Raw genomic sequence first — 22,349 nt, 5'->3', positions numbered from 1 at the left:
TTGTATACTAATGCATTGGAAGGTGGAATCATTGTGAGAAAATATTTACTATTAATACTAATGAGCATTTTGTTCATGGCTCCAGTAGCCTATGCCCATACTATGGATAAAAGTACGCTCTATGCAGATGTTTCAGAAACTGCTCCAACGATACAGGAAATCATGGTGCTTCATAGCATTGGATTACTTGGCTATAATGGAAAAGATATGAATTTAAATCCAACAGAAAATTTATCACGAAAACATTTTGCGGGCTGGGTAGGCGGTTTCTTTGGTCTTGAAGGCGCTACAGTTGATGAGCTAGCACAAGCAGCCAAAAATGAGGACTACGTGTCTTCGTTGGAGGGTGACATTACGTATAAAGAAATAAATACAGCCTTATTTCATCATAAACTAGAGCTGGAAAAACCAGATGCGACTTTAACGAAAGAAGAATATATTTCTTTTCTAACAGATCAACTTGATGTTGATATGGGTGGACACTCCTTAATTCAAATGGGAGGCTTTTCAGAAGGACCAACTGGAACAATTGAAGATGTCGTAACAGGTGACGAGACTGGAGTGGTCATCAACGGCACAACCTACATGCTTTCAGGGCACCCACGTATTTTCTCAGATTCAACAGACGCTAAAAGCTGGGTAGGACAAACAGTAGAAAAATCGATTTTCACTACAGGTGACAGTCATCAACATAGTCATGACCAAAGCGGCGATCATCATGAAGGACAGTCTGCGGACACACCTACCCTTCAATACATTCAAATAAGTTCGCCCGCACAAGCTACGAGTAAGACACAGGTACAATCAGAAAACGCTACACCCATAGATCAACAGCAATCTACAAAAGAGTCAAATGAAACTTCATCAAACACTGTATGGATTGCAGCCTTACTTGTACTAGTAGCTGTCATAATGGGCTTTCTATTTGTAAAACGTAAAAAATAATAATCGGACTAAACCAGCAACACCGAAATAATCGGTTATTGCTGGTTTTATTTTTTCAACAGATGTACTGGAATGTAAAAGAGAAATATAAGTTGATTTATTATTAGGTTATAAGATAGGAATTTGGGGTTTTAGTATAGATTTTATTCAATATTCCTGATGGATTGTTTATATAAATTGTTTGTTAAGGTATTTAAAATATTGTTATCTATAATTTCCGACGATAAAGCGAATCTATAGAATCACGTAAGATATTTTCGTCTTGTTCTGATTATTCTAAAGCATTAAACATTTTTTATACTTCGTCACTAGAATCAATACAATTCAAGGAAGAGGAGTGGTTATAAGCCCCCTTACTCTTAAGCGATTGATTTTAGGTTTTGTAACGGATTTTAATAGGTGATGTTGTTTGTATTGTAGTTTATATGGTGGTATACCCCTTTATGACTTGTTTCGGTAGTTCACCCACTGCAGGAAAAAACATAATTATTACAGAAATAAAACAATAGATAATAATAACAAATAGGATGAAATTAATTAGAGTAGTATTTGAAGATTTACACTTAATGTAAAGGGGTTAATTTGTGTAAACAAGGTACCGAATGTATTCGAGAATACAAATTCACAAGAGTAACGACTCCATTAACATTAGTAATTATTTTATATAAAATGGCTTTAACTTTCATGAAAATGCCATTGACATCTATATACAATTTATTACAATAAAATTGATATATTTAAAACATTTAAATGAATGGATGAAAACTATATGTATATTATCAATGATAAAAACTACTCAAAATCACTAGAATGGGAATCAAAAGTTTTAGCAATGCCTAATATTCCACGAGGTAAAGGTTACCCCACTTCACTAAAAACTATTTTAAACGCTTTAAAAGAACAAGAACCATATGAATCTATCATTAATATCGAAGGGAGTGAACGTAAGGATAGTCTAGATGAAATGTGTATAAGACTACGGCCACTCAGTATTGTTAGAGGTAGCGCCAAAACAAAATGGATAATATCCAATGACGCTTTACAATGGCTAGAAACAGAAGACACTTTATATTTGGCTACTATCCTTAATACAAATATTAAATTTTTCTCGGAGATTCTACATATTCTTTCTCAAGAAAAATGTCAGATACAGAAAATATTGAAATCAGCAGTAAATGAATACGGAATTCCCTGGAAGACTAAACAAGAAACCATAGCAAGATTAAATTGGTTAAAAGATTTAAGTTTGATTGAGTATGAAGACTACAGTTACAACTATCTAATCACTGAATTAGGACAAGAATTTTTAAAAAAAGTGGGCTATATAGATTATAAAAGCATCAAAAAAGGAATGGATCAAACTTTAAATGAGTCAAATATTCAAATGTCAGATTGGGCTATGGAATTATGTAAAATAACTGAAAATAATGAAAGAAAAGATGGAATTGGTTATTTTCCAGGTAGTGTTAATAATATGCATGAAACGCTTATGGAGTATTTAAAATTAATGGATGAACCAACTAAAATGAAAGATATCATCGAATATTCAAAAGCAAAATACGGAATAAAAGATAGCTCTGTAAGAGGTTTTATCACTCCATTGAAAAATCTCGGGTTTGTTGAACAAATATCAAAAACCGATTTTCAAATCACAGATGCAGCCAAAAGACTAACGACCGAACATTTGGAATTGGATTTTGCTTGCTGTATTCATAATAAATATAAATTTGTTTTTGAAATACTGGTGGAAATTGGTCATAAAAAGTTAAGAGTAAAAGAATTACGAGATATTGGTAGAAATTCTTATAATTTTATTTATAAAGATGCTTCAGAAATCCACAAAAGGTTACATATATTAAAAAATGCCAAACTAATTCAAGAAACAGGACCTGACTCCTATGGATTAACTAATCGAGGAAAAAACTTTTGCGAGATTATCAAAGGTTATCTTCCGATGAAAACGACTCAAAATGAACAAGTTGAAATCTTAATAATGGAAAATGAAAATTCCAGTTCTTTGAATAAAATCTTATATGAAATAAAAGATGCTTCTCAAGATTCTACAAATCCGAATCGCTTTGAAGAAGCTTTAAAGCTCGGATTTAGCATATTAGGATTTAAAGCTGACCGGATTGGTGGAGCTGGAAAAACAGATGTACTCCTTCACGCATCAACAGCGCCAAAATTTACTTATTCTATAACTGTAGATGCAAAATCAACGTATTACAACGAAGTTCCGGAGTCCTCAGTTGACTTTATCACAATAAACGAACACAAAAAAAAGCACAAAGCAGACTTTGCTGCGGTTATCGGTATAAACTTCGGTGAAAAATCGCGATTAATCAAAAGAGCAGATGAACATAATGTGCTTTTAATCGATGTAAACTCATTATCTAAAATGATTAACTTACATTCTAAAGTACCTTTAAATGCTGATTCTTACAAAAAAATATTTAATCAAACCGGTTTAGTAAATATACAAGTGCTTGAAGAGGATCGTAATAAAATAGAAAGAGAAGGTCTATTAATGCAATCAATTATCGATTGTCTGTCAGAACAAAGCAACGACCCATATACAAAAGGGATGATAAGTGCGCGAGAAATTTATTTTATGTTGAAAAAAGATAAACGATTTGAAGATTCTCCAGGTATAGACGAAATAAAATTGATGCTAGAACTACTTTCTTCTCCTTTGATTGGTTGTGTGGGTAAAGAAAAAGAAGAGTATTATGCTCTAGGCTCATCCAGTGATGCTTCACAAAAATTTCAATTTTATTTTAAGGCATGCGCTGATAATAAAACACTCTAATAAAGAAATTGAAAAAACTAATTTTAGCTATCTTATTGAAACAGGCTTATTCAAAAAGAAGAAGTTCGTTAGATTTACTCAAAACAAATTATTAATAATGATACCTACCTGCTACCAATGTGTTGCCACAACACACACATACCACATATGGAGAGTATGGATTAAATACTTATGCCCAAGTCCTTTTAAGAGTTTCTGCGGTTAATCTATACATGAAGAGTACAAATTGAACCCCATCTTCTCCACCTAAAGAATTAACATCGCGGTTTTAACCACCATATAGCTTTAGCACTCTCAAAATTATTAGCAATCACCTGCCTCATAAGAATTACTTCTAAATTATTTGTACAAATTTGAATAATAGGAAGTTCAATGGGTATATAAATATAATAAAACGCAAGTACGATAATGAGTGGCTTGATTGCGGCAGAGGAGTGTGGAGATGGCGACGCTTGTTGTAAAGAGAAGTATTATGCATCGTTACCAGCGTATTGAGGATGCGATTCGAGATGCTGAACCAGGGGATTTTATTGAAATTCGAGATGGGGTTTATGAAGAGAGCTTTGAAATTTCCAAAAGGCTGACCCTTTATGGAGTTGGAAATGTGACGATTAAAGGTGGTGTATTTATCCGCTATAATACACATGCCCATATGCGGAATTTACGCTTTACACAAGGGCAGGGGATTTATGTTAAAGGGGATTTACAGCTGGAAAACTGTGTGATTGAACAGCAATTGGTACAAACACAGGTGACTGTTAGCTTTGGAAGTCTAATGATGAAAAATGTTGATATTCTAGCTAGTCCAAATAATCATTATGGTTTGCATATTGATAATGGCTCAAGTGTTATTCTTATGGATACTACAATCCAGCACCATACAAAGGCTCAAATTATGGTGCAGAATAGTGAAATTGAATTAACCCATTGTATGCTATTGGAAGGAAAAACAAATGGTATTTTTGCGATTCGCAATGTAAAAATAGATATTGTGGACTGTGAAATTCATGGTCATCAGCAAACACAAATTGTTGCAGCTGCTAGTAGCATGACGATGAGAAATACACTTATTCATCAGGGGCAAGATTTAGGGATTCAGCTGCTCGATCAATCGACATTAACGATGGATGGCTGTGAAATAAAGCGGCATCTGGATACAAATTTGGTTGTTCATAGCAGTGAGGTCTGGCTTACGGATTCTATCTTTTCTGATGGACAGGGGCATGGCATTTATATTGCTGAACAGTCTAACGCAAAACTGTATGATTGCAAGGTTCAAGAACATTATAAGTCACAGCTGATCATTGAAAACAGTAAGGTAGAGATTTGTAAATGCAGTGTGATGAAGGGACAGATGACAGGGGTTACAATTGTAAATGAAGCAAATGTATCTATGTCAGAATGTTTAATTCAGGATCATCAGCAATTCCATTTCATCGTCGATGCTAGTTACCTAAAGCTCAATCAATCTGTCCTTCAATATGGGCAGGCAGGCGGTATTTTTGGGAATGATCACGCAAAAATAATGCTTCACCATACGACTATTCGGGAGCTTGAGGGACATCATCTTTATATTAATAATGCTCGTTTATTTGCAGATAAATGTACATTTGAAGCCATTATCGGTCACACTATCACGTGTATCAAGGCTATTTTTGAGATTGCTAATAGTGCATTTAAAAACAACGGTAAGCAAAGTCCCTATGCACTTATTTGGTCAGATAAGTCGATGGGGCGTATTAAGCATTGTTCGATTGATGAAATGGATTGTGCTTTTTTAGCGTTGTCTAATCAATCAATGTTGGAGATGGAGAATATTGATCTGACGGCTGTAAAGATACCAGCTATCGTGCAAGAGAAGAGTCAATTATTTATTCAAGGGGCGACTGGTGGAACCAAGTGGAAGAGTGATGCCACATCTAAAATCATTGCTATATCTGCAGATGTTAACGATAAAATGAAACAAACGGTGAACCAAATCAATCAAGCAGAATCAATAAATTTGCACAGTCTTAATGAAAAGCTGCATATACCGATTGATGTATTGCAACAAGTAACTTTAATTCTTCAGAACAATAATATTAAAAAAACAATGTAAAAACCGAATAAATGAGTAGGATAAGTAGTTTCACTAATGTTGAAATTACTTTTTTTATGACAGGAACAAAGTAGTAAAAATACAGGGGAGAATTGAAAATGCCTGCTTGGTTTTGACTAGTAAAAAAGAGGGTAAAATTAAGTTCCTTTACTGTCATTAAAAAACGTTGGCAGCTTGCTAAAAAATCGGAGTGAAAAGATTGATCAAATAGATTTGCAATAGGAAAATTGTAAACGGTTTCTTATTTGTTCAATTGACGAAAATTCACAAAATTCGACAAAAAGGTATATTATTTTTATAATTAATAGTGTAAGAGAATTAATCGAGGAAAAGAATTATTATAATTCCTAAAAAGAAAGTTATTTTTAAAAATAATAATATTTTTTGAAGAAAGTAATAATATTATTAAGAAAATGTAGATTTTGGATTGATTAATTTCCATGTTTTAGCCTATAATTAGTAAAAACGGTTCATTAAACATTGTATTTACAAAGATAATAATGATTTTGGAATAATAAATTTATGCGTAAATTAGGGGTGAAAGAGCATGTTTGGGCTTTCGAAAGAAGAAATTATGTTAATGCTAGAGAAGGCGGAGTTAGAGGAGAATCAAAAAAGTGCAATTGCTGAAATTCTACAGCTTAACAATATGCGAATTGAGCAACAACTAGCATTTATTATCCATCTAGTTATAGATGAGCGTGAACGAAATATTTCAAACAATACATATCTAAATTAAAAAATGTCGAAGGAACAGGAAATTTGACTTCGGAGTGATTGATTGATTGAAATCCAACATATTTGAAAGTAAATAGCATTTCAACAAATGGGGCTTTCTTTTAAGTCCCTTTTTTATTTTAGGTTGAAGTCCTTTTTTCAGACAGCCAGAGTTACTATTAATGAGGTATGTTTAATGCCAACTATGTTTAATATAGCCTGCTGAAATGGTAAATAATGAAACTAATTAATTTATTAAAACGTAAAGATAGTAAGCGCTTTAAAACGATTGGGGGATAGAACTTGAAAAAAGCCTTACTGATACTGGATATTCAAAACGATTACATGAGTGATCAAGCCAGACTGCCTATAGCAAAGCAGCAAATGGAGTCTACCATAAATCGCATTAATATTCTCATTCATAAAGTGCAAGAGCAACAGATTTCTATTATCTATATTAGAAATGAGTTTAAGCGAACACAAATACTGTCAAACCTTTTCCGAAAATTTACTGCTTTAAAAGGAACGAAAGGGGCTGAATTTGATGAACGATTAGTCTTGGTGGAGGGAAATATTTTTCAAAAAATAAAGCGGATGCATTTAGTAATCCAGACTTAGCAACGTACCTCTCTAAACAACATATTAACGAATTAATCGTTTTGGGTGTGTTTGTTGAAGGCTGTGTCAGCGCAACGGTTAATGGGGCATTAACAAGGAACTTTAAGGTGGTTGTTGTAGATGATGCAGTGGGAGGAGCCACGGATAAAAGCAAGGCGACAGCCTTAATGAAGTTAGCGAGAAAAGACGTGTTAATCTGTACATCACAACAGATTATAGAGAGAGGAAGTTGAAATTGACACTTTTACAACGCTTGATTGAGCAAGCTAAGAAGCCAAATGGATTTGTGGGGTCAGCGATGTTACGTATAATGAATTTTGCGCATAGTGGTATGAATACATGGCTGATTAAGCATGGTGATGTATATGATGGCGATACTGTGTTAGATATTGGCTGTGGAGGTGGAAAAACACTTCAAACTTTATCGAATATTAATCCAAGTGGTAAAGTCTACGGTATAGATTTTTCTGAGCAGGCTGTCAGGGACTCCATAAAAACAAATAAAATGGATGTGGCAAATGGTAAGGTCATTGTTAAGCAAGCAAGTGTTTCAAATATTCCATATCCAGATCAGTTTTTCGATACGATTACAGCTTTCCAAACACATTATTTTTGGCCAGATTTAGCAAATGACGTGAAGGAAGTCTTTAGAGTATTAAAGCATGGTGGAAAATTTATTATTATATCAGAGCTCTATAAAATTAATTATCATATGAAGGCCTATAAAACAAAATCAGAAATTGAGCAGCTATACGAAAGTATAGGGTTTCAAAGGATTCAAATTATCGAAAATGCGCGCAAAGGATGCCTTTGTATAATAGGCATAAAATGATACATAGAAAAATGGGGGGACTATAAATGAAAAGATGTGAATGGGTAAAGCTAGAGGAGCCTCTATACGTAGAGTACCATGACAAGGAATGGGGGGTTCCCGTCTATGATGATCAGCATTTATTCGAGATGCTATGTTTAGAAGGGGCACAGGCTGGGCTTAGCTGGTGGACCATTCTCCAAAAAAGAAAGGGATATCGAGCTGCTTTTGACCAATTCGATGCTTCAAAAATCATTCTCTATACCGAGGACAAGCTAGAGGAGCTCCGTCAGGATACTCGTATTGTCCGTAATAAACTAAAAATTGCGAGTGTTGTTTCAAATGCACAAGCATTTCTAAAAATACAGGAAAAATACGGCTCATTTTCTCATTATATTTGGGGCTTTGTAGATCACCAGCCAATTGTAAATGAGTGGTCATCTATCGCTGAAGTACCTGTCACGACAGAGATTAGTGATCGAATGAGTAAGCAATTGAAAAAGGATGGCTTTAAATTTGTTGGTAGTACGATTTGTTACTCCTATATGCAGGCAATAGGGATGGTCAATGATCATGTAACAGATTGTTTTTGTCGCACAGGGGGGGCTGATGATGAACATTGATGAAATTAAGGCACAGCTAGTGAGACAGGCTACCATTTTTGCAACAGGAGGTATTCGCCCTACTCATGATCTTCTTGAAAGCTGGATTGGCTTTGTTGGATGGTCATTACCTGAGGAACAGAGACCAAAAGAGTTTCAGCCACTTGCTACACTGTTTTTGAAGGAGCTACCTTTTGTACCAGAATCACTACAATCAATAGAGCTATTGACTGTATTTATCCACGAGGAAATATTTCATCATTTAATAGAGGATGATCTAAGTCGATTTTTTGAAATTAGAGTCTATACATCATTAAAGGGTTTGATACAGCGAAATTGGCAGCATGACCATATTCGTGCATTTCCACTTATGCCTAAGCTAATAGTTAATGATTATCCTTCATGGGATGGGGGAGGTATCCCTTGTGAGGTGGAGGATGAAATTTTAAGGCTCGAAAATGACGAAGAGATAGATTATTTTGATGATATTGTGGAGGAAATTTACGCTGTTCATAAAATAGGTGGCTATCCAGCATTTTGCCAAAGCGGTCATGATTATGGCGAGGACTATCCATTTGTCTTACAGATAGCCTCAGACGAAAAGGCGTATTTCAATATTGTGGATAGTGGGAATTTCTATTTCTTTTTTAACCCAACTCTAAAAGAGTGGCGTGTTCACTGTGATTTTTATTAAACGTAATATCGTCTCTCATTCACAGTGACTTTACTAGTCATAGATCCAACACTCAACAATAGCTTGATAGTATGTACTCATTGTAGCTACGCATAAACGAAAAGCCTTCGCAATGGTCGATGAAAGAGTTTGCGAAGGCTTGCACGTTACATTTGGCAGGGTGGAAAACCATTAACGTCTTGAATCATTTGAAATTCATATTGCTTTAACGCAAATTGAGCTTGATATAAATATTCAAGAACCATAAGTTTCCCTCTAGATACACCACATAATATACCTGATGTTCCTTGACCATTTGCCAATGAAATTCCAACAGGCTGGCCAATTAAATATTGAATTTTATGTTGCCATGGCAATTATGCTCCCTCCTTTTGCTTTATCATATGTGTAGATAAATGGTAGGTGCATATGTTTGTAAACATAAAATTGCTAGAGGAGGAAATATGATGAGGCTTCAAGACAATAAGACAAGGAAGGTGCTAAAATTGGAAAATAAAACAGTTGTGAAAAACGGTATTGGATTTGGTTCTGTTCTAGCGATTACAATTTCTTGGAGTGAAAATCATTCAATACTGTGGGCTATTATACATGGCTGTTTAAGTTGGTTGTATGTTGTCTACTACGCTTTGGTAAGATAGAAGGCTAGTAACAGTGATTCGTTAGCATATGGTAAGTGTTTAAAGGAAAATGGAGAAGGGTACTGTTATAAGAGAAAAGATACATCGTTCATATCTTTTGAGCAATTAGCATACATATTTAAGTGCTCTTTTTTCAGAGAAAATAAACTTAATAGTATGCATTGCAGAAGAAAGGTTGATAGAATGACACATCAAGTAACTGCTGCAAGTAACATTGACTTCAGTGCTACAGGCGTTGATGAAATATTACAAAATGTAGCTTTAATCTTATCTACTTTCGTAATTTCTTGCCCATTTTCAAGAGAAAATGATTTTAGGTCGAATTCTCTTACACCTTTCCAGCTTGTCAAAAGACGTAATACGGCACGTCTTATTGAGAGCATCCAACGCTTTGAACCACGAGCTATCATAATAGATGTGGATTATTTAGGAGATACTTATGTTGGAAAACTAGAACCTGTTGTCAAAGTAGTTGTAAAAAACCGTTCAAGAAAGCTTTTTCGATAAAAAATCTGCCAGGCAGCTTTATGTATAGCCTGGCAATTTTCAGGTGACGGTGAATTTTTTTCTATAAAGGTCATGTCTAGGATAATTACAGATGGAATGGAGAGAATGGATGAAATTCTTAATAAAAAGTAGTTTTATTTTATTTTTCATCATTTTCATTAGTTTGGTACTGTTTGCAACTAAACAACCCTTATATGTACCTGCTATCCAAACTCCTTCCACAACAAATTATGCTGAAGAAATTGGTGACAAGTTACAAACCTCTGATTTTACAAAAAAAACAATCGTCGCACTTAGAGCAGCAGGCTATTCTCCAGATAGTACGATTGGTTACTTAATTGAATCCCCAACTAATCAAATAATGACTATCCACCTACATAACATTGATAAAATTGATAAGAGTACAGAAAGTGAAATCCAATATATTGTAAATAGTATTGCGAAAAATAATAATCTTCATAATTTTATCGTTAATGTTCGACTAGTAGATATGAATTTACAAAGATAGAGATGGAAAAGCTTTAAGAATGTGGTATATACCTCAGCTGAGTAAAATGTGGTAAATTATTTGTGTGTTATAATCCATACGAAGAGGTGAGTATTGTGAGAATTTTAGTACTAGGGGCAACGGGCCGTGTAGGCAGTCATGTAGTTTCACTTGCGTTACATGATAATCACCATGTGACAGCTGTAGTTCGCACGCCCAGCAAGCTAAATTTATGCCATGAAAATTTACATATTATTAAAGGGGATGTCACTGAGAAACGCACTATCGAAGAGGCTATGATAGATATTGATATTGTCATTAGTGCCTTAAGCACAGATGGGACGACTACTCTAACAAAAAGTATACCTGTAATTCTTGATGTTATGTCAGAAGAGAATGTTAAACGAATTATAACTGTTGGAACTGCTGGAATTTTACAGAGTCGTCTGAATCCCAATTTATTACGCTACCAGTCAAGTGAATCAAGAAGAACAACTACGTTCTCTGCTCAGGAGCATCATCAGGTCTTTGAAATCTTGAAACAGTCAGAGCTGGATTGGACCATTGTTTGCCCTACCTATTTACCTAATGGAGCATATACTGGTCACTATCGTATCGAACGAGGCTTTTTACCCGAGGGTGGGTCCGAGATATCGGTAGCAGATACAGCAGAATTTACTTACCAACAAATCCAAAATACTGATTATTTAAAAGCTCGTGTTGGAATTGCGTACTAATAGTTTACAAAAAGTGTTTGAAAAAAGTGAAGTGATATATGGATGTATTTCTATATAGTATTTTTTACCCATGGAATGATTTTGCCTAGTTTATTCAAATGTAAAAAAGTTTTAGTAGCAAATTCAAATGGAGTGGTCATTTTGTTGGGTAGGATAATAATAATTGGTTGATGTCCTTTAGTTTAGAAAATTTGGTTCCCAATTAAAATTCCTATTATTCAAAATGAAATTACCTCATAACTGTTGTTTTATGGCTAAATAAAGAGCAAAATGTAGCGTATATTTTCCTTTTTATAGAAGGTGAATTATACTTTATGTCGAATATATCTTTTAAGAGGTGATTGTTATGGAGAAAGATATTTCGATTGCAATCAAATATCCTAAGCATAAAAAACTATATGAAATTGGAGAAACGACACAATTATATGTAATAAACATAACAAAAGAACATGTTGATAGGTTAATTGAGGAAATTGATAAGACATTAAAGGCGTCTAAATGACGTCTTTTTATTTTGGAAAAAGGTCACCTTCAAAGATAGAAAGTGACCGTCAAAAAGGAGTGCTTTTGTAAGGTTAAAGCGCTGGTATACTACTATAAATATGAAGTAAAAAAACTCTTAGCTCAGCCATTTGCCTTAGATATAAAAATTATAAAAAATGATTGAGCCAATTTAAAGATAATTGACAATGTGTATACATATGTATACAATTGATTTGTGATATAATGTATACATATGTATACAAAAGAAAGGGAGATTATCAATATGAGAAGTGAAATATATAAGGATTTTAAAAAAGAACGGCATCATCGCGGGGAGCGTCTTAGAGGAAGGGATGGTTCTTCACATCGAGGTCCTAAAACATTCCGTCGTGGAAGAGCTATTGCATTTTTAGAAATGATGAATTTAAAGCGTGCAACGATTAAGCAACAATTAGAACAACCAGAGTTTCAATCCATTCAGCCTATTCTAATTGGAGAGTTAAAGGCTATTGATATGGTTATTAATGAATTTATCCAACTATTTGATATTCATGAAAGTGAAACAGAGGAAAATGCTGATACACAAGAAGAAAAGGAAAATTCATCGTTAGAGCCAGCTGTTGTTATTGATGCGGAAGGGAATAGCTTGAATGAAAATAGTTAATCAATACATTGATACTGTCTTTTATGGGCAAGACCCCATTTTAGAGGAGGTTATTTCATCTATTACAGAACATGGAATGCCTGCTATTTCCGTTTCACCTTCATCTGGAAAGTTTTTAACGATGCTTGTTTCCATGACTAAAACTAAAAGTATTCTTGAAATTGGGGCACTTGGCGGATATAGCGGGATTTGTTTAGCTAGAGGCCTTGATTGTGATGGTACATTATTATCTTTAGAGTTAGAGAAAAAATACGCACAATTAGCTTACAACAATGTATCGAAAGCAGGATTTGGTGAACAAGTGAGCTATATGACAGGGCATGCTTTACAAAGCTTAGAAAAGTTAGTTAAGGATAGAAGAAGATTTGATTTTTTCTTTATTGATGCTGATAAAGAAAATTATGAGAATTACTTACATTATTGTGTACAGCTTGCAAATACTAATGCGATTATTGTTACTGATAATGTCCTTGCTGCTGGAAGTGTGGCTGATTCTAATGTGCCACCTAAGCGCTATACAGCATTAATGAAAGAATTCAATGTAACAGTAGCAAACCATCCTCAGCTAGAGTCGGTCATTATACCAATTGGTGATGGCATGACAATTTCAAAAGTGAAGTAAAAAGCACCATGTACATGATCAATACAAAAGCACTAACAGATTATGTGGTTTGTTGGTGTTTTTTCGTAACGTAAAAGTAAAGATAATGGAGAACCTATCCAGCAATGTCAGTTAGGATTCCTACAATCAATTAGACAAGACCATGTGTTTTTGCTTGTTAACGCTTTCTCAAAACAAAGCCCATAGACAGCAATTATGCCACAAAATAATTGAAATAAGACAAATGTGAACATTGCATTAATCCCACCAATTCCAGATTATTGTGGTAGTGACTATACATATAAAAAGACTGTTGGCAAACGCTTCCGGTTTAGCTGCAGTCTTTTATCAATTTAAATATTTTTATTTAACTTTTCTGAAATGCTTTTAAGGATTTCAGTCTGCTCCTGCTGTATTTTAATAAATTTAAATAAAAACCAAATGATAACAATAGCAGGAATAAGATAAAAAATAAAAATGCCTACAAGAGGTAGGAGTGCAAAAATTAGCTCCATATCAAGCTCCTTTTTACATCAATTATAACTTATTATGGAAAAGATGTAATGATGATTTTTAGTTCTTTACGAAAAATCTAGTTTTAGCTTATTTTAGTTCCATTAGGCACAGGTTGATCAGGAGCGAGTAGAATGACGTCTCCTTCTACAGGAACGCCACCAATTACTAAAACTTCAGATTTAAAGCCTGCCACCCGGCGAGGAGGGAAATTGACAATAGCTACGACTTGCTTCCCCATAATCTCTTCTGGTGTATAGCGTTTAGTTATTTGTGCGGATGATTGCTTAATTCCTAAAACATCACCAAAATCAATGTTCATTTTAATTGCAGGAACCCTAGCTTTTGGAAGTACTTCTGCTTGTATAACAGTACCGATTCGAATATCAAGATTAACAAAGTCCTCTATAGTTGCCATTACAGTACTCCTTTTGCGAAATAGTATGAATTGCTAAAAGTAATAAAAAATAAATACCTAGTTGAAGATTTTTCTTTCTAGACATTTTACCTTTATTTACAAAAAATATTCCTAACTATCACTATACCATTTAACAGCACACAATGCAGAAATTATTTATAATAATTGTTATTTTAGACTTTCAATAAAACAAAATTCTAAGCATTAAGGGATAGAAAGTATTTGCAAGAGGTGAAAACTTGAGGAAAAGTTAAGAGACCAGGTTAAGGACAAAAGTAGGAAATAATCAACGCTCAATATTACTTTAAAACAGGGTCACTCATGTAAAAGTGACCCTGTTTACTGTAGTAGGTAAGGTTGACTAGTTAATGCCTGTATGGAGTATTTTTATGGTGACATTGATGAAGGTACTAAAACTTTCCAATCATATTGCGTAGCTAAAAATGAATGCTTAATAAATAAAAGTTGCACCGACAATAATTAAAAGAATAAATAGAACAACAATTAGGACAAATGTTGAACCGTAGCCATTGTTATTGCCTCCACAGTTATAATCGTTCCAGCCGCCTACATTTCCACATTGCCAGTAACCCATAATTTACTCCTCCTTTCTACAATCTATAATATGTAAAGCAATAGATAGGCGGGGAGTTATTCATCTATTAAGACTACGGTATAAATTAAAAAAAGGGTCACTCGAACCAAAGTGACCCTAAACCACAAAACTAGGAGGTGCAAAGCTAAATTAGCTTTACACTACTATTACTATGATTTAATAACTATATTTGTATAGTGAATTGTCTATGAAGTAGATTTAAAAAATAAATAAAGAATAAAGGGCTTTTTTAAGTTACTAATGTGGAATCATAATAGACAGCTGCTCGCGTCGAAGGAAAGCTGCTCAAGCAAACCAGGAACTCGGCTTAGCAGAAAAAGGCTCGGCTGGTCAGAAAACCGCTCCGGTCCCCCTTGAAATAGCTCGGCTGGTCAGAAAAACTGCTCCGGTCCCCCCGGAAATAGCTCGGCTCGACAGAAAAACCGCTCCGGTCCCCCTTGAAATAGCTCGGCTGGTCAGAAAAACCGCTCCGGTCCCCCTTGAAATTGCTCGGCTCGACAAAAAACCGCTCCGGTCCCCCTTGAAATTGCTCGGCTGGTCAGAAAAACCGCTCCGGTCCCCCTTGAAATTGCTCGGCTCGACAGAAAAACCGCTCAGGTCCCCCTGGAAATTGCTCAGCTCAACAGAAAAACCACTCCGGTCCCCCTTGAAATTGCTCGGCTGGTCAGAAAAACTGCTCCGGTCCCCTTGAAATTGCTCGGCTCGACAGAAAAACCACTCCGGTCCCCCCGGAAATAGCTCGGCTCGACAGAAAAACCGCTCCGGTTCCCCATGAAATTGCTCGACTCGACAGAAAACCGCTCCGGTCCCCCTGGAAATCACTCAGCTCAACAGAAAAACCACTCAGGTCCCCCATGAAATTACTCGGCTCAACAGAAAAACCGCTCCGGTAAGATACAATTAAAAATTAAACAGGGGTCACATCTAACTAGGTGTGGCTTTTTATAATGCATTTAATAATTAGAAGGTTAATGATGAAACTCAAAAGAGGTTTTAAGGACCATGACAGTGATTAGAGAGGTGGTACGATGCAATTTACTGATGGTACATGGACGTTTGATACTGAGGTAATCGATGTAGTTGCGAAGAATCAGCAACGAGATGAGCAGGAGGGAGAAATGCTGAATGCACTTGCTCGTTACGCTTACACTCGATACAAGCAAATTAGAGATCATGTTAATCCTCGGAAGTGTAAATATATGAGAATCGATCAAGTGAAGGAACAATTAAAATCACCTGCAAAACGACAAAGAATTTCTAATCTGTTAAATATTACTGAAGAAGAAGTGTATTACATCATAGATTTTGTTAAAAAGTATTTAAAATATGTTAAGTAAGTACCCTACAGGCTTCAAATTACATCATTATCTATTTAAATATTTAGTGTTGGTATCGAAAACTTCTAAAAAGCAGTATTCCCCTTTAAAAAGAGAATCCTGCTTTTTAGTGTGCTGGAAGGAGTGTTAAAGGGAAGGTAATCAAGCCGTCACTTTAACAAGAAGAAGATACTTTTAAATAAAAAAGCCTGATCTAATGTCACCAATTCTTGAGGCCAACGCACCCATATTTGTACTCAAATTCATAGGGGTTTGTTGTTGATAGGATGCCATTGCTTTTGTCTTTGCTGCAGTATTGTTTCCAATTTTTGAGGTAGCACCTTCACCTGCTACAGAAGAATTACTAAGAGCTGCCAATAAAAGATTGGAAGATGATTGGTTGTTACTATTCGCTAGCCCTAAACTGTTAAAAATCTGTTGTTGAATGGTTGATTCACCACTGCCATACAATGCATTAGGATTGAGAGCATTAAGATAACTATTTAGACCATTTGAATTTTTTAGTTCATTGATAATGGATTGTTTCTGTATGTCAGAAACGGCATTAGTTGTACCATTGCCTAAAAGAATTTCCGTTAATACTTCCTTGAAGGCAATTTTTTGTTCTGCAGATAAATTTAATTTTTTGTTATCAGAAACATCTTGTAATAATTTTTGAGTAATCAATAGATTCTCACTAGATAATGAGCTTATCGTCAACGATATTCACCTCACTTTATGTAAATATATACTATCTTCTTCATTGTCTATTATCGTCTTTTCGTTGGAATTTTCCAGTAGAATAAATGTAATTGAAACAAAATATGGGGGTGGCCGTATAATAGGTAATGGGGGTGTTTAGATGAAATATTTATTCATTGGCACAATTTTATCCATCATAGGTGTCTCGGCATCGATGCTTTTATGGGGTATGGAAAGAGCTTATTTCATTTCAGGAATCATTGGCTGCATCTTAATTGTAGTAGCAATGATTATGTCAGGCTCAATGGTGAGTGGAGATCGTATGCGCGCAAACTTTGCTACTGAAACAAGGGAGCATAGGGATGAACGAAATAAATTTACGGCTAATTCGTTTCTAATGGCTGTTCCTAATATATTGATTACTATTATATTATACTATTTTGTGAAATAAATTAGTTTAACCTGATGCATGACCAACTAAAAAACCTTCTGAAATTGGTTGATCCATTTCAGAAGGAGGAATGATTTCAAATAATTTTAGTGAATATCTACAGTAATTGGTTTATCGAAATATACGTATTTTAATTCTGTTTGACCATAAAGAATAAATGAATCAAATGGAATATCCTTTTCTAATGTAAATGTCGTATACAGTTTTTGATTCTCAGTTCTGAATTCGGAGTAATCCCAAGCGGTTTTATGATCAACTGTAATATGCCAATTTTTAATGCTAGTTGTCTTGGCATCTGAAGAAACTTCAAGACGTTGATCTGGTAGAAGCTTCACCTCATAATCTGTACCATTGTAGGTAAATGTATAAGGCAATTGATCAATAGAAAGTGGATGTCTTATATTCGTTGGCAGCTCAAACTTGACGCCCGTTACTAATAAATACCCACCATTTTGAACGCTAGGATAGCCACTAAGTGTTATTGTATGTGCATATCGATCATTTTGGACACTTATGGTATCTTCTGGAATTGATCGACTTAATTTTTGCCCCTCAGCATTAAAAACATCAAAAAGAATTTGTGCATTATAACCTACAAATGCTGATTTTTCATCTTGTGGTAAATCCACAGTGTATTTAGTCACTTGCTGCTCTACAAATGTTGCCATTTCCTCTGTAAACTTTGTTTCGAATTGGATAAGGGAGTTCTCAGGCCCGTGTTGAGCACGGATAAAGTTAACATCAATACCATCCTTTTCAAAAGATGTTTGAAGTGTAACATTTTCGGTTTGTGCTAACATATCCCTGCGATCAATTGGTACTTGAATTGACCATTTTCCATCTATTCCATACAAACGATTAATGTCAAAAAGCAAATTAAATCTAGAATCAGGTACATCAAATAATGGAAACTCAAATGTGACTTCACTCTTTGATTTTTCTGTAATAAAACCAGAGAGCCTGTTTTCTCCATTTGAAAATACCATTGATGTGTCATAATCATCTGGATCATTTAAAAGAAGGTGTTCGCCGTCATAGCCAGATGTAGCTAATGTCACATAGATGAAAGCATCTGATATCTTTACATCCTTGACTTTTATGGATACTGAAGAGGCATTTTGATAGTCTTCCTTTTGGAGTATCGAAAATATCAGAAAAATGAATGCTGCTGTGATCATCACTGTTGCTAAGGTTGCTCGCCAATGATGTTTTTTGGTAGTCTTTTTCTTAGTTAATTTATCCATCACTTGATCTGTAAAGGTAGCCTTTACACTAACAGGTGGGAACAGAGCACTTATTGTATGCTCAGTTTCCAAAAGTTCCTCAAATCGTGCTGAGCAAGAGGGACAATCTTGTATATGTCTTTCATTTTGCGTTATTTTCTTACCATCCATTCGTCCATCGAGAAAATCATACATGTCTTCCATCGATAAGCATTTCACCATTAATGTCTCCTTTCTTCTCTGCTTTTCTTAGCCTAATTTTTGTCCGATATAGTCGATTTCGCACTTCTGCAATGGATATGCTAAGTGTCTCAGCAATCTCTTCGTAAGAGCAATTACTAGCATATTTCAAAGCAAATATTTGACGAGTTTTGTCGTCTAACGTTTGAAGCCATTGCTGGAGCAGCGCATTCTGCTCCTTCGCAATAACTACAGATTCAGGTGTCAGCAATGAGGGAGTTTCCTCAAGCGGTGATGCATCTTCCTTATGTTTTCTTTTAAAATCAATTAGCTGATTCATTGCTATTCGAAAAAGCCAAGCCTTAAAGTGATTACCTTTAAAGTGTTGTAGGTTTTCATAGCATTTTATAAAAGCCTCTTGTGCAATATCCTTTGCCAACTCCTCATCCTTCGTATGATAGTTTAAAAAACTGACAAGCGGCTGCTTATATGTATCGACAATGATACGAAAAGCCTGTTGATCACCAGCTAAGACTTTTTGGATAAGCTGCTCATTCATGAAATACACCTCCTTATCTTAAAAACGCATACTATTAAAAAAAATCTCAAGTAATAGAAAATATTTTTTGAAGGCTATGCAGGTAATAGGTTTAATCTGTCACTTGTCCCTGCCATCCTTCAAAGGCTTTCATTTCTCTTCACTTCATTTTATATAGTATTATTATCTTTAGGATAAAGGAGTGTGAGAATATGAGATTCATTAAATTCCTATTAATATTTCTAATTTTCCTAGGCGTGATTGGTTACGGAGTGTATCACTACGGTACAAAGTTTGCCTCCGATAAAATAGTGGAGACGATTTCAACAGAATTAGAGAATAGTGGTGAAATCGAAGAAATTAAGCAAACGATTGAAAGTGATCCTGAACTAAAGTCGTTTATGGAGGAGGCAAAATCGGCTGACAGCAGCAAATTGCCGTTTACAACTAAAGAAGAGGCTACCAAAGTCTTAATTCAAAAAGTGGGAATCTCGGAGCTGAATACTATCCGAGAAAAAGTTCAAAATGGTTCGATGACGAAGGATGAGGTTCTTCAAGAAGTTCAGGGGAAATTAACAGAGGAAGAGATTACGGCTCTAAAAGTAATCGTTTATAAGGAATTGTATAAATAGAGATTTGAAAACAAAGGATAATATGGGGATTGTAGACAGACTTATGTTTGTTTACAGTCTTTTTTTGTGCAAAGATTATGCTGATAACGGATGCTAACTCCAAAAGGTAATAGAATTAAATTTATTGTATAATTGTAACGTAAATCTAGAAATGAAAAGAGGAAACGAATGCCTACTATACTTGTTGCTGACGATGATGCGAACATTCGCGAACTCGTCTGCCTATTTTTGCGCAAAGATGGATTCACAACAATCGAAGCAAAGGATGGGAAGGAAGCACTGTCCATTTATCACGCAACACATGTTGACCTTGTTGTGCTTGATATTATGATGCCGATAATGGATGGGTGGACTTTATGTAAAGAGCTACGTAGCGTAAATGCTGAACTCCCGTTACTTATGCTGACTGCAAGAGGTGAAACATGGGAAAAAGTGAAAGGCTTCGAACTAGGAACTGATGATTATTTGACTAAGCCGTTTGATCCGTTAGAGTTAACGGTACGTATAAAGGCATTATTGAAGCGCTACAAAATTGGCTCCACACAGACTATTAAGCTTGGTACTATTACACTTGACCGTCGGACATATAAGGTTATGAGAGGAGCCGAGTCCATTTCGCTGCCGCTCAAAGAATTTGAATTGCTATATAAGCTAGCTGGAACACCAGGGCAGGTCTACACACGGGAGCAGTTGATTGATCAGGTGTGGGGAATTGATTTTGCAGGAGATAACCGAACTATCGATGTACATATAAAGCGCCTACGGGAGAGGTTCACAACTTCAACAGAATTTCAAATAGAGACGGTACGTGGGCTTGGCTATCGGCTTGAGGTTTATGAATGATTCGATCTTTATATACACGTGTCGTAGTAACATTCTTAGTTGCCGTAATTGGAGGTACAATCATTTCCTTTTTCGTGGCAACATGGGTGTTTAAAGATAAATTGAACGAAAACTTGCAAATCCCCTTACTGAACTTTGGACAGGACATCGTGCTGATTTTTGATACATTACCATATAATGAAGCGGTGACATTCGTAAGTGAAATGAATCAGCTCCAATCCTATCATATACGCATTTATGAAGAAACGGGGCAGTTTCAAAGTTACGGAGAGTTGGACGGCGATAAATTTGCAGCTGTGACAAATGAACAGGTCAGAAAAGTTTTGGCTGGAGAGGTTGTTCAAGTGGAGTCAAGTGGTGTTTCATCTACTCTCTTAGGAATGCCTTTAACAACTGAAATGGGTACCAAAGCGATGTTTGTAGAACCAATCTCCTTACCTTCTACCTCGTTTGCAATAAAATTGATATTGAATTTTTCAACATATGCCCTTGTATTAGGAAGCCTAGTGTTTTTAGTAGCGGCGATGTTTTTTGTAAAGCCAATCAAAAAATTAACAAAAGCTACTAGGCATATAGCAGGAGGAGATTTCAATGTCGAGCTGAATATTAAGCAAACGGGTGAGTTAGGTACCTTGGCTCGGAGCTTTGAAGAAATGGCACACGATTTACAGCAGCTTGAGCAGATGCGAAGAGATTTCGTATCCAACGTCTCTCATGAAGTACAGTCGCCACTTACATCAATATCCGGTTATGCTATAGCACTGAAGCAAGTCGACCTCTCTGAAGACGAGAAAAGTCGTTATCTCGATATTATCATTGCTGAAGCCAATCGAATGTCCAAGATGAGTGATAGTCTACTAAAGCTGAGTTTGCTTGAATCGAAGGCACAGCAATTACAGCTTGTTACATTTAGCCTTGATGAACAAATTAGGCGTGTTATCATCGCAATTCAGCCGCAATGGTCTGCTCGCAACATCCACTTTAATGTCAATTTACAGGCTGTTCACCTAATGGCTGATTATGATCAATTAAATCAGGTATGGACAAATATTTTTACCAATAGCATCAAATTTTCAAATGACGGTGATATGATTGATGTCAGTATCAAACAAGAGGGCAATAACGTAATAGTCCGAGTAACTGATATGGGTATTGGAATTTCTTTAGAGGATCAAAAGCGTATATTCGAGCGTTTTTTTAAGGCTGATCGCTCCCATAGCCGTAAATATGACGGAAGTGGTATGGGACTGGCTATTGTGAAACAGATTGTATCGCTTCATCAAGGAGACATCCAAGTGCAAAGCCAGCTTGGGCAAGGCACGACTTTCATTGTCACATTACCTATCATAGCACCAACAAATTAAAACCAATTCTAAATGTTACGACTTGTGAACATAAGTTGTAACATTTTTTTATTGTTCATATTGCGTTCATATTGTTGTCATAGAGAATACATCTTCAACATATACACTTTCATTAACAGCCTATAAAGAAGCTGGAATAAGC

The 22,349-nt window shown here is 35.4% G+C and carries 26 protein-coding genes and 1 pseudogene; 20 read left to right on the top strand and 7 right to left on the bottom strand.

The window, feature by feature from the left end; translation table 11 throughout:
* The first annotated feature begins 33 nt into the window (after positions 1 to 33).
* The 8 genes and pseudogenes from AC1RNS_RS21720 to AC1RNS_RS21685 all read left to right on the top strand — a co-directional run bounded on the left by AC1RNS_RS21720 (position 34) and on the right by AC1RNS_RS21685 (position 9,294).
* Positions 34 to 945: a hypothetical protein gene (locus tag AC1RNS_RS21720; protein ID WP_492995686.1), complete on the top strand. Its 912-nt coding sequence runs from the start codon at positions 34 to 36 to the stop codon at positions 943 to 945.
* A 769-nt stretch (positions 946 to 1,714) separates the two neighbouring features.
* On the top strand, positions 1,715 to 3,754 hold the full coding sequence (locus tag AC1RNS_RS21715) for a restriction endonuclease FokI C-terminal domain-containing protein (protein WP_492995684.1): 2,040 nt from the start codon (positions 1,715 to 1,717) through the stop codon (positions 3,752 to 3,754).
* A 442-nt stretch (positions 3,755 to 4,196) separates the two neighbouring features.
* Positions 4,197 to 5,852 (top strand): right-handed parallel beta-helix repeat-containing protein, encoded by a 1,656-nt coding sequence (locus tag AC1RNS_RS21710; RefSeq protein WP_492995683.1) that lies wholly within the window; start codon positions 4,197 to 4,199, stop codon positions 5,850 to 5,852.
* Between the two features lie 547 nt (positions 5,853 to 6,399).
* Complete coding sequence (locus AC1RNS_RS21705; RefSeq protein ID WP_283872256.1) at positions 6,400 to 6,591, top strand: hypothetical protein; 192 nt, start codon at positions 6,400 to 6,402, stop codon at positions 6,589 to 6,591.
* Positions 6,592 to 6,914: 323 nt separating this feature from the next.
* Positions 6,915 to 7,420: pseudogene (locus AC1RNS_RS21700) on the top strand (cysteine hydrolase family protein).
* Positions 7,421 to 7,422: 2 nt separating this feature from the next.
* Positions 7,423 to 8,019, top strand: coding sequence for a class I SAM-dependent methyltransferase (locus AC1RNS_RS21695; protein ID WP_492995681.1), 597 nt, complete (start codon positions 7,423 to 7,425; stop codon positions 8,017 to 8,019).
* Positions 8,020 to 8,045: 26 nt separating this feature from the next.
* Positions 8,046 to 8,621 carry a DNA-3-methyladenine glycosylase I gene (locus tag AC1RNS_RS21690; RefSeq protein ID WP_492995679.1) on the top strand — a complete coding sequence of 192 codons (576 nt, stop codon included), beginning with the start codon at positions 8,046 to 8,048 and terminating at the stop codon, positions 8,619 to 8,621.
* Positions 8,608 to 9,294, top strand: coding sequence for a DUF1963 domain-containing protein (locus AC1RNS_RS21685; RefSeq protein WP_492995678.1), 687 nt, complete (start codon positions 8,608 to 8,610; stop codon positions 9,292 to 9,294). The genes AC1RNS_RS21690 and AC1RNS_RS21685 overlap by 14 nt, the downstream gene beginning before the upstream one ends.
* A gap of 146 nt (positions 9,295 to 9,440) precedes the next feature.
* On the opposite strand, the gene AC1RNS_RS21680 is transcribed toward AC1RNS_RS21685, so the two are convergent.
* A complete protein-coding gene (locus tag AC1RNS_RS21680; RefSeq protein ID WP_492995676.1) occupies positions 9,441 to 9,650 on the bottom strand; it encodes a hypothetical protein in 210 nt (69 codons plus the stop codon).
* 90 nt (positions 9,651 to 9,740) lie between these two features.
* Here AC1RNS_RS21680 and AC1RNS_RS21675 point away from each other — a divergent pair, with 90 nt between their 5' ends.
* The 7 genes from AC1RNS_RS21675 to AC1RNS_RS21645 all read left to right on the top strand — a co-directional run bounded on the left by AC1RNS_RS21675 (position 9,741) and on the right by AC1RNS_RS21645 (position 13,432).
* Positions 9,741 to 9,932, top strand: a complete 192-nt coding sequence (locus AC1RNS_RS21675) for a hypothetical protein (RefSeq protein ID WP_492995675.1) — start codon at positions 9,741 to 9,743, stop codon at positions 9,930 to 9,932.
* Between the two features lie 183 nt (positions 9,933 to 10,115).
* A complete protein-coding gene (locus tag AC1RNS_RS21670; RefSeq protein WP_492995673.1) occupies positions 10,116 to 10,439 on the top strand; it encodes a hypothetical protein in 324 nt (107 codons plus the stop codon).
* A 91-nt stretch (positions 10,440 to 10,530) separates the two neighbouring features.
* Positions 10,531 to 10,947: a hypothetical protein gene (locus tag AC1RNS_RS21665; protein ID WP_492995672.1), complete on the top strand. Its 417-nt coding sequence runs from the start codon at positions 10,531 to 10,533 to the stop codon at positions 10,945 to 10,947.
* A 95-nt stretch (positions 10,948 to 11,042) separates the two neighbouring features.
* Positions 11,043 to 11,663 carry an NAD(P)-dependent oxidoreductase gene (locus AC1RNS_RS21660; protein ID WP_492995670.1) on the top strand — a complete coding sequence of 207 codons (621 nt, stop codon included), beginning with the start codon at positions 11,043 to 11,045 and terminating at the stop codon, positions 11,661 to 11,663.
* Positions 11,664 to 12,009: 346 nt separating this feature from the next.
* Positions 12,010 to 12,165, top strand: coding sequence for a hypothetical protein (locus AC1RNS_RS21655; RefSeq protein ID WP_492995668.1), 156 nt, complete (start codon positions 12,010 to 12,012; stop codon positions 12,163 to 12,165).
* Between the two features lie 264 nt (positions 12,166 to 12,429).
* Complete coding sequence (locus tag AC1RNS_RS21650; protein ID WP_492995667.1) at positions 12,430 to 12,810, top strand: hypothetical protein; 381 nt, start codon at positions 12,430 to 12,432, stop codon at positions 12,808 to 12,810.
* Complete coding sequence (locus tag AC1RNS_RS21645; RefSeq protein ID WP_492995665.1) at positions 12,797 to 13,432, top strand: O-methyltransferase; 636 nt, start codon at positions 12,797 to 12,799, stop codon at positions 13,430 to 13,432. Before AC1RNS_RS21650 ends, AC1RNS_RS21645 begins: the two co-directional genes overlap by 14 nt.
* A 332-nt stretch (positions 13,433 to 13,764) precedes the next feature.
* Here AC1RNS_RS21645 and AC1RNS_RS21640 read toward each other — a convergent pair whose 3' ends face one another.
* The 3 genes from AC1RNS_RS21640 to AC1RNS_RS21630 form a co-directional block, all read right to left on the bottom strand.
* On the bottom strand, positions 13,765 to 13,926 hold the full coding sequence (locus AC1RNS_RS21640) for a hypothetical protein (protein WP_492995664.1): 162 nt from the start codon (positions 13,924 to 13,926) through the stop codon (positions 13,765 to 13,767).
* Between the two features lie 83 nt (positions 13,927 to 14,009).
* A complete protein-coding gene (gene csaA / locus AC1RNS_RS21635) occupies positions 14,010 to 14,342 on the bottom strand; it encodes a chaperone CsaA (protein WP_492995662.1) in 333 nt (110 codons plus the stop codon).
* Positions 14,343 to 14,793: 451 nt separating this feature from the next.
* On the bottom strand, positions 14,794 to 14,937 hold the full coding sequence (locus tag AC1RNS_RS21630) for a YjcZ family sporulation protein (RefSeq protein ID WP_492995660.1): 144 nt from the start codon (positions 14,935 to 14,937) through the stop codon (positions 14,794 to 14,796).
* 1,049 nt (positions 14,938 to 15,986) lie between these two features.
* Here AC1RNS_RS21630 and AC1RNS_RS21625 point away from each other — a divergent pair.
* The gene (locus AC1RNS_RS21625; RefSeq protein WP_492995659.1) at positions 15,987 to 16,295 is read left to right on the top strand and encodes a hypothetical protein; all 309 of its coding nucleotides are present in this window, start codon (positions 15,987 to 15,989) and stop codon (positions 16,293 to 16,295) included.
* A 174-nt stretch (positions 16,296 to 16,469) separates the two neighbouring features.
* Here AC1RNS_RS21625 and AC1RNS_RS21620 read toward each other — a convergent pair whose 3' ends face one another.
* Positions 16,470 to 16,994: a hypothetical protein gene (locus AC1RNS_RS21620; protein WP_492995657.1), complete on the bottom strand. Its 525-nt coding sequence runs from the start codon at positions 16,992 to 16,994 to the stop codon at positions 16,470 to 16,472.
* 142 nt (positions 16,995 to 17,136) lie between these two features.
* Here AC1RNS_RS21620 and AC1RNS_RS21615 point away from each other — a divergent pair, with 142 nt between their 5' ends.
* Positions 17,137 to 17,427: a DUF5316 domain-containing protein gene (locus AC1RNS_RS21615; protein WP_492995656.1), complete on the top strand. Its 291-nt coding sequence runs from the start codon at positions 17,137 to 17,139 to the stop codon at positions 17,425 to 17,427.
* Between the two features lie 86 nt (positions 17,428 to 17,513).
* Here AC1RNS_RS21615 and AC1RNS_RS21610 read toward each other — a convergent pair whose 3' ends face one another.
* Positions 17,514 to 18,872, bottom strand: coding sequence for an anti-sigma factor family protein (locus AC1RNS_RS21610; RefSeq protein WP_492995655.1), 1,359 nt, complete (start codon positions 18,870 to 18,872; stop codon positions 17,514 to 17,516).
* On the bottom strand, positions 18,838 to 19,389 hold the full coding sequence (locus AC1RNS_RS21605) for an RNA polymerase sigma factor (RefSeq protein WP_492995654.1): 552 nt from the start codon (positions 19,387 to 19,389) through the stop codon (positions 18,838 to 18,840). The genes AC1RNS_RS21610 and AC1RNS_RS21605 overlap by 35 nt, the downstream gene beginning before the upstream one ends.
* A gap of 191 nt (positions 19,390 to 19,580) precedes the next feature.
* Here AC1RNS_RS21605 and AC1RNS_RS21600 point away from each other — a divergent pair, with 191 nt between their 5' ends.
* From AC1RNS_RS21600 to AC1RNS_RS21590, 3 genes are all read left to right on the top strand, one after another.
* Entirely contained in the window at positions 19,581 to 20,000 is a 420-nt protein-coding gene (locus tag AC1RNS_RS21600) for a hypothetical protein (RefSeq protein WP_492995653.1), read from the top strand.
* 168 nt (positions 20,001 to 20,168) lie between these two features.
* On the top strand, positions 20,169 to 20,843 hold the full coding sequence (locus tag AC1RNS_RS21595) for a response regulator transcription factor (protein ID WP_492995652.1): 675 nt from the start codon (positions 20,169 to 20,171) through the stop codon (positions 20,841 to 20,843).
* Positions 20,840 to 22,207: a sensor histidine kinase gene (locus tag AC1RNS_RS21590; RefSeq protein WP_492995651.1), complete on the top strand. Its 1,368-nt coding sequence runs from the start codon at positions 20,840 to 20,842 to the stop codon at positions 22,205 to 22,207. Before AC1RNS_RS21595 ends, AC1RNS_RS21590 begins: the two co-directional genes overlap by 4 nt.
* The last annotated feature ends 142 nt before the right edge of the window (positions 22,208 to 22,349 follow it).

The sequence above is a fragment of the Lysinibacillus sp. GW821-FHT14F06 genome (assembly GCF_058803665.1).
This window is presented reverse-complemented; position numbering and strand designations above follow the sequence as displayed.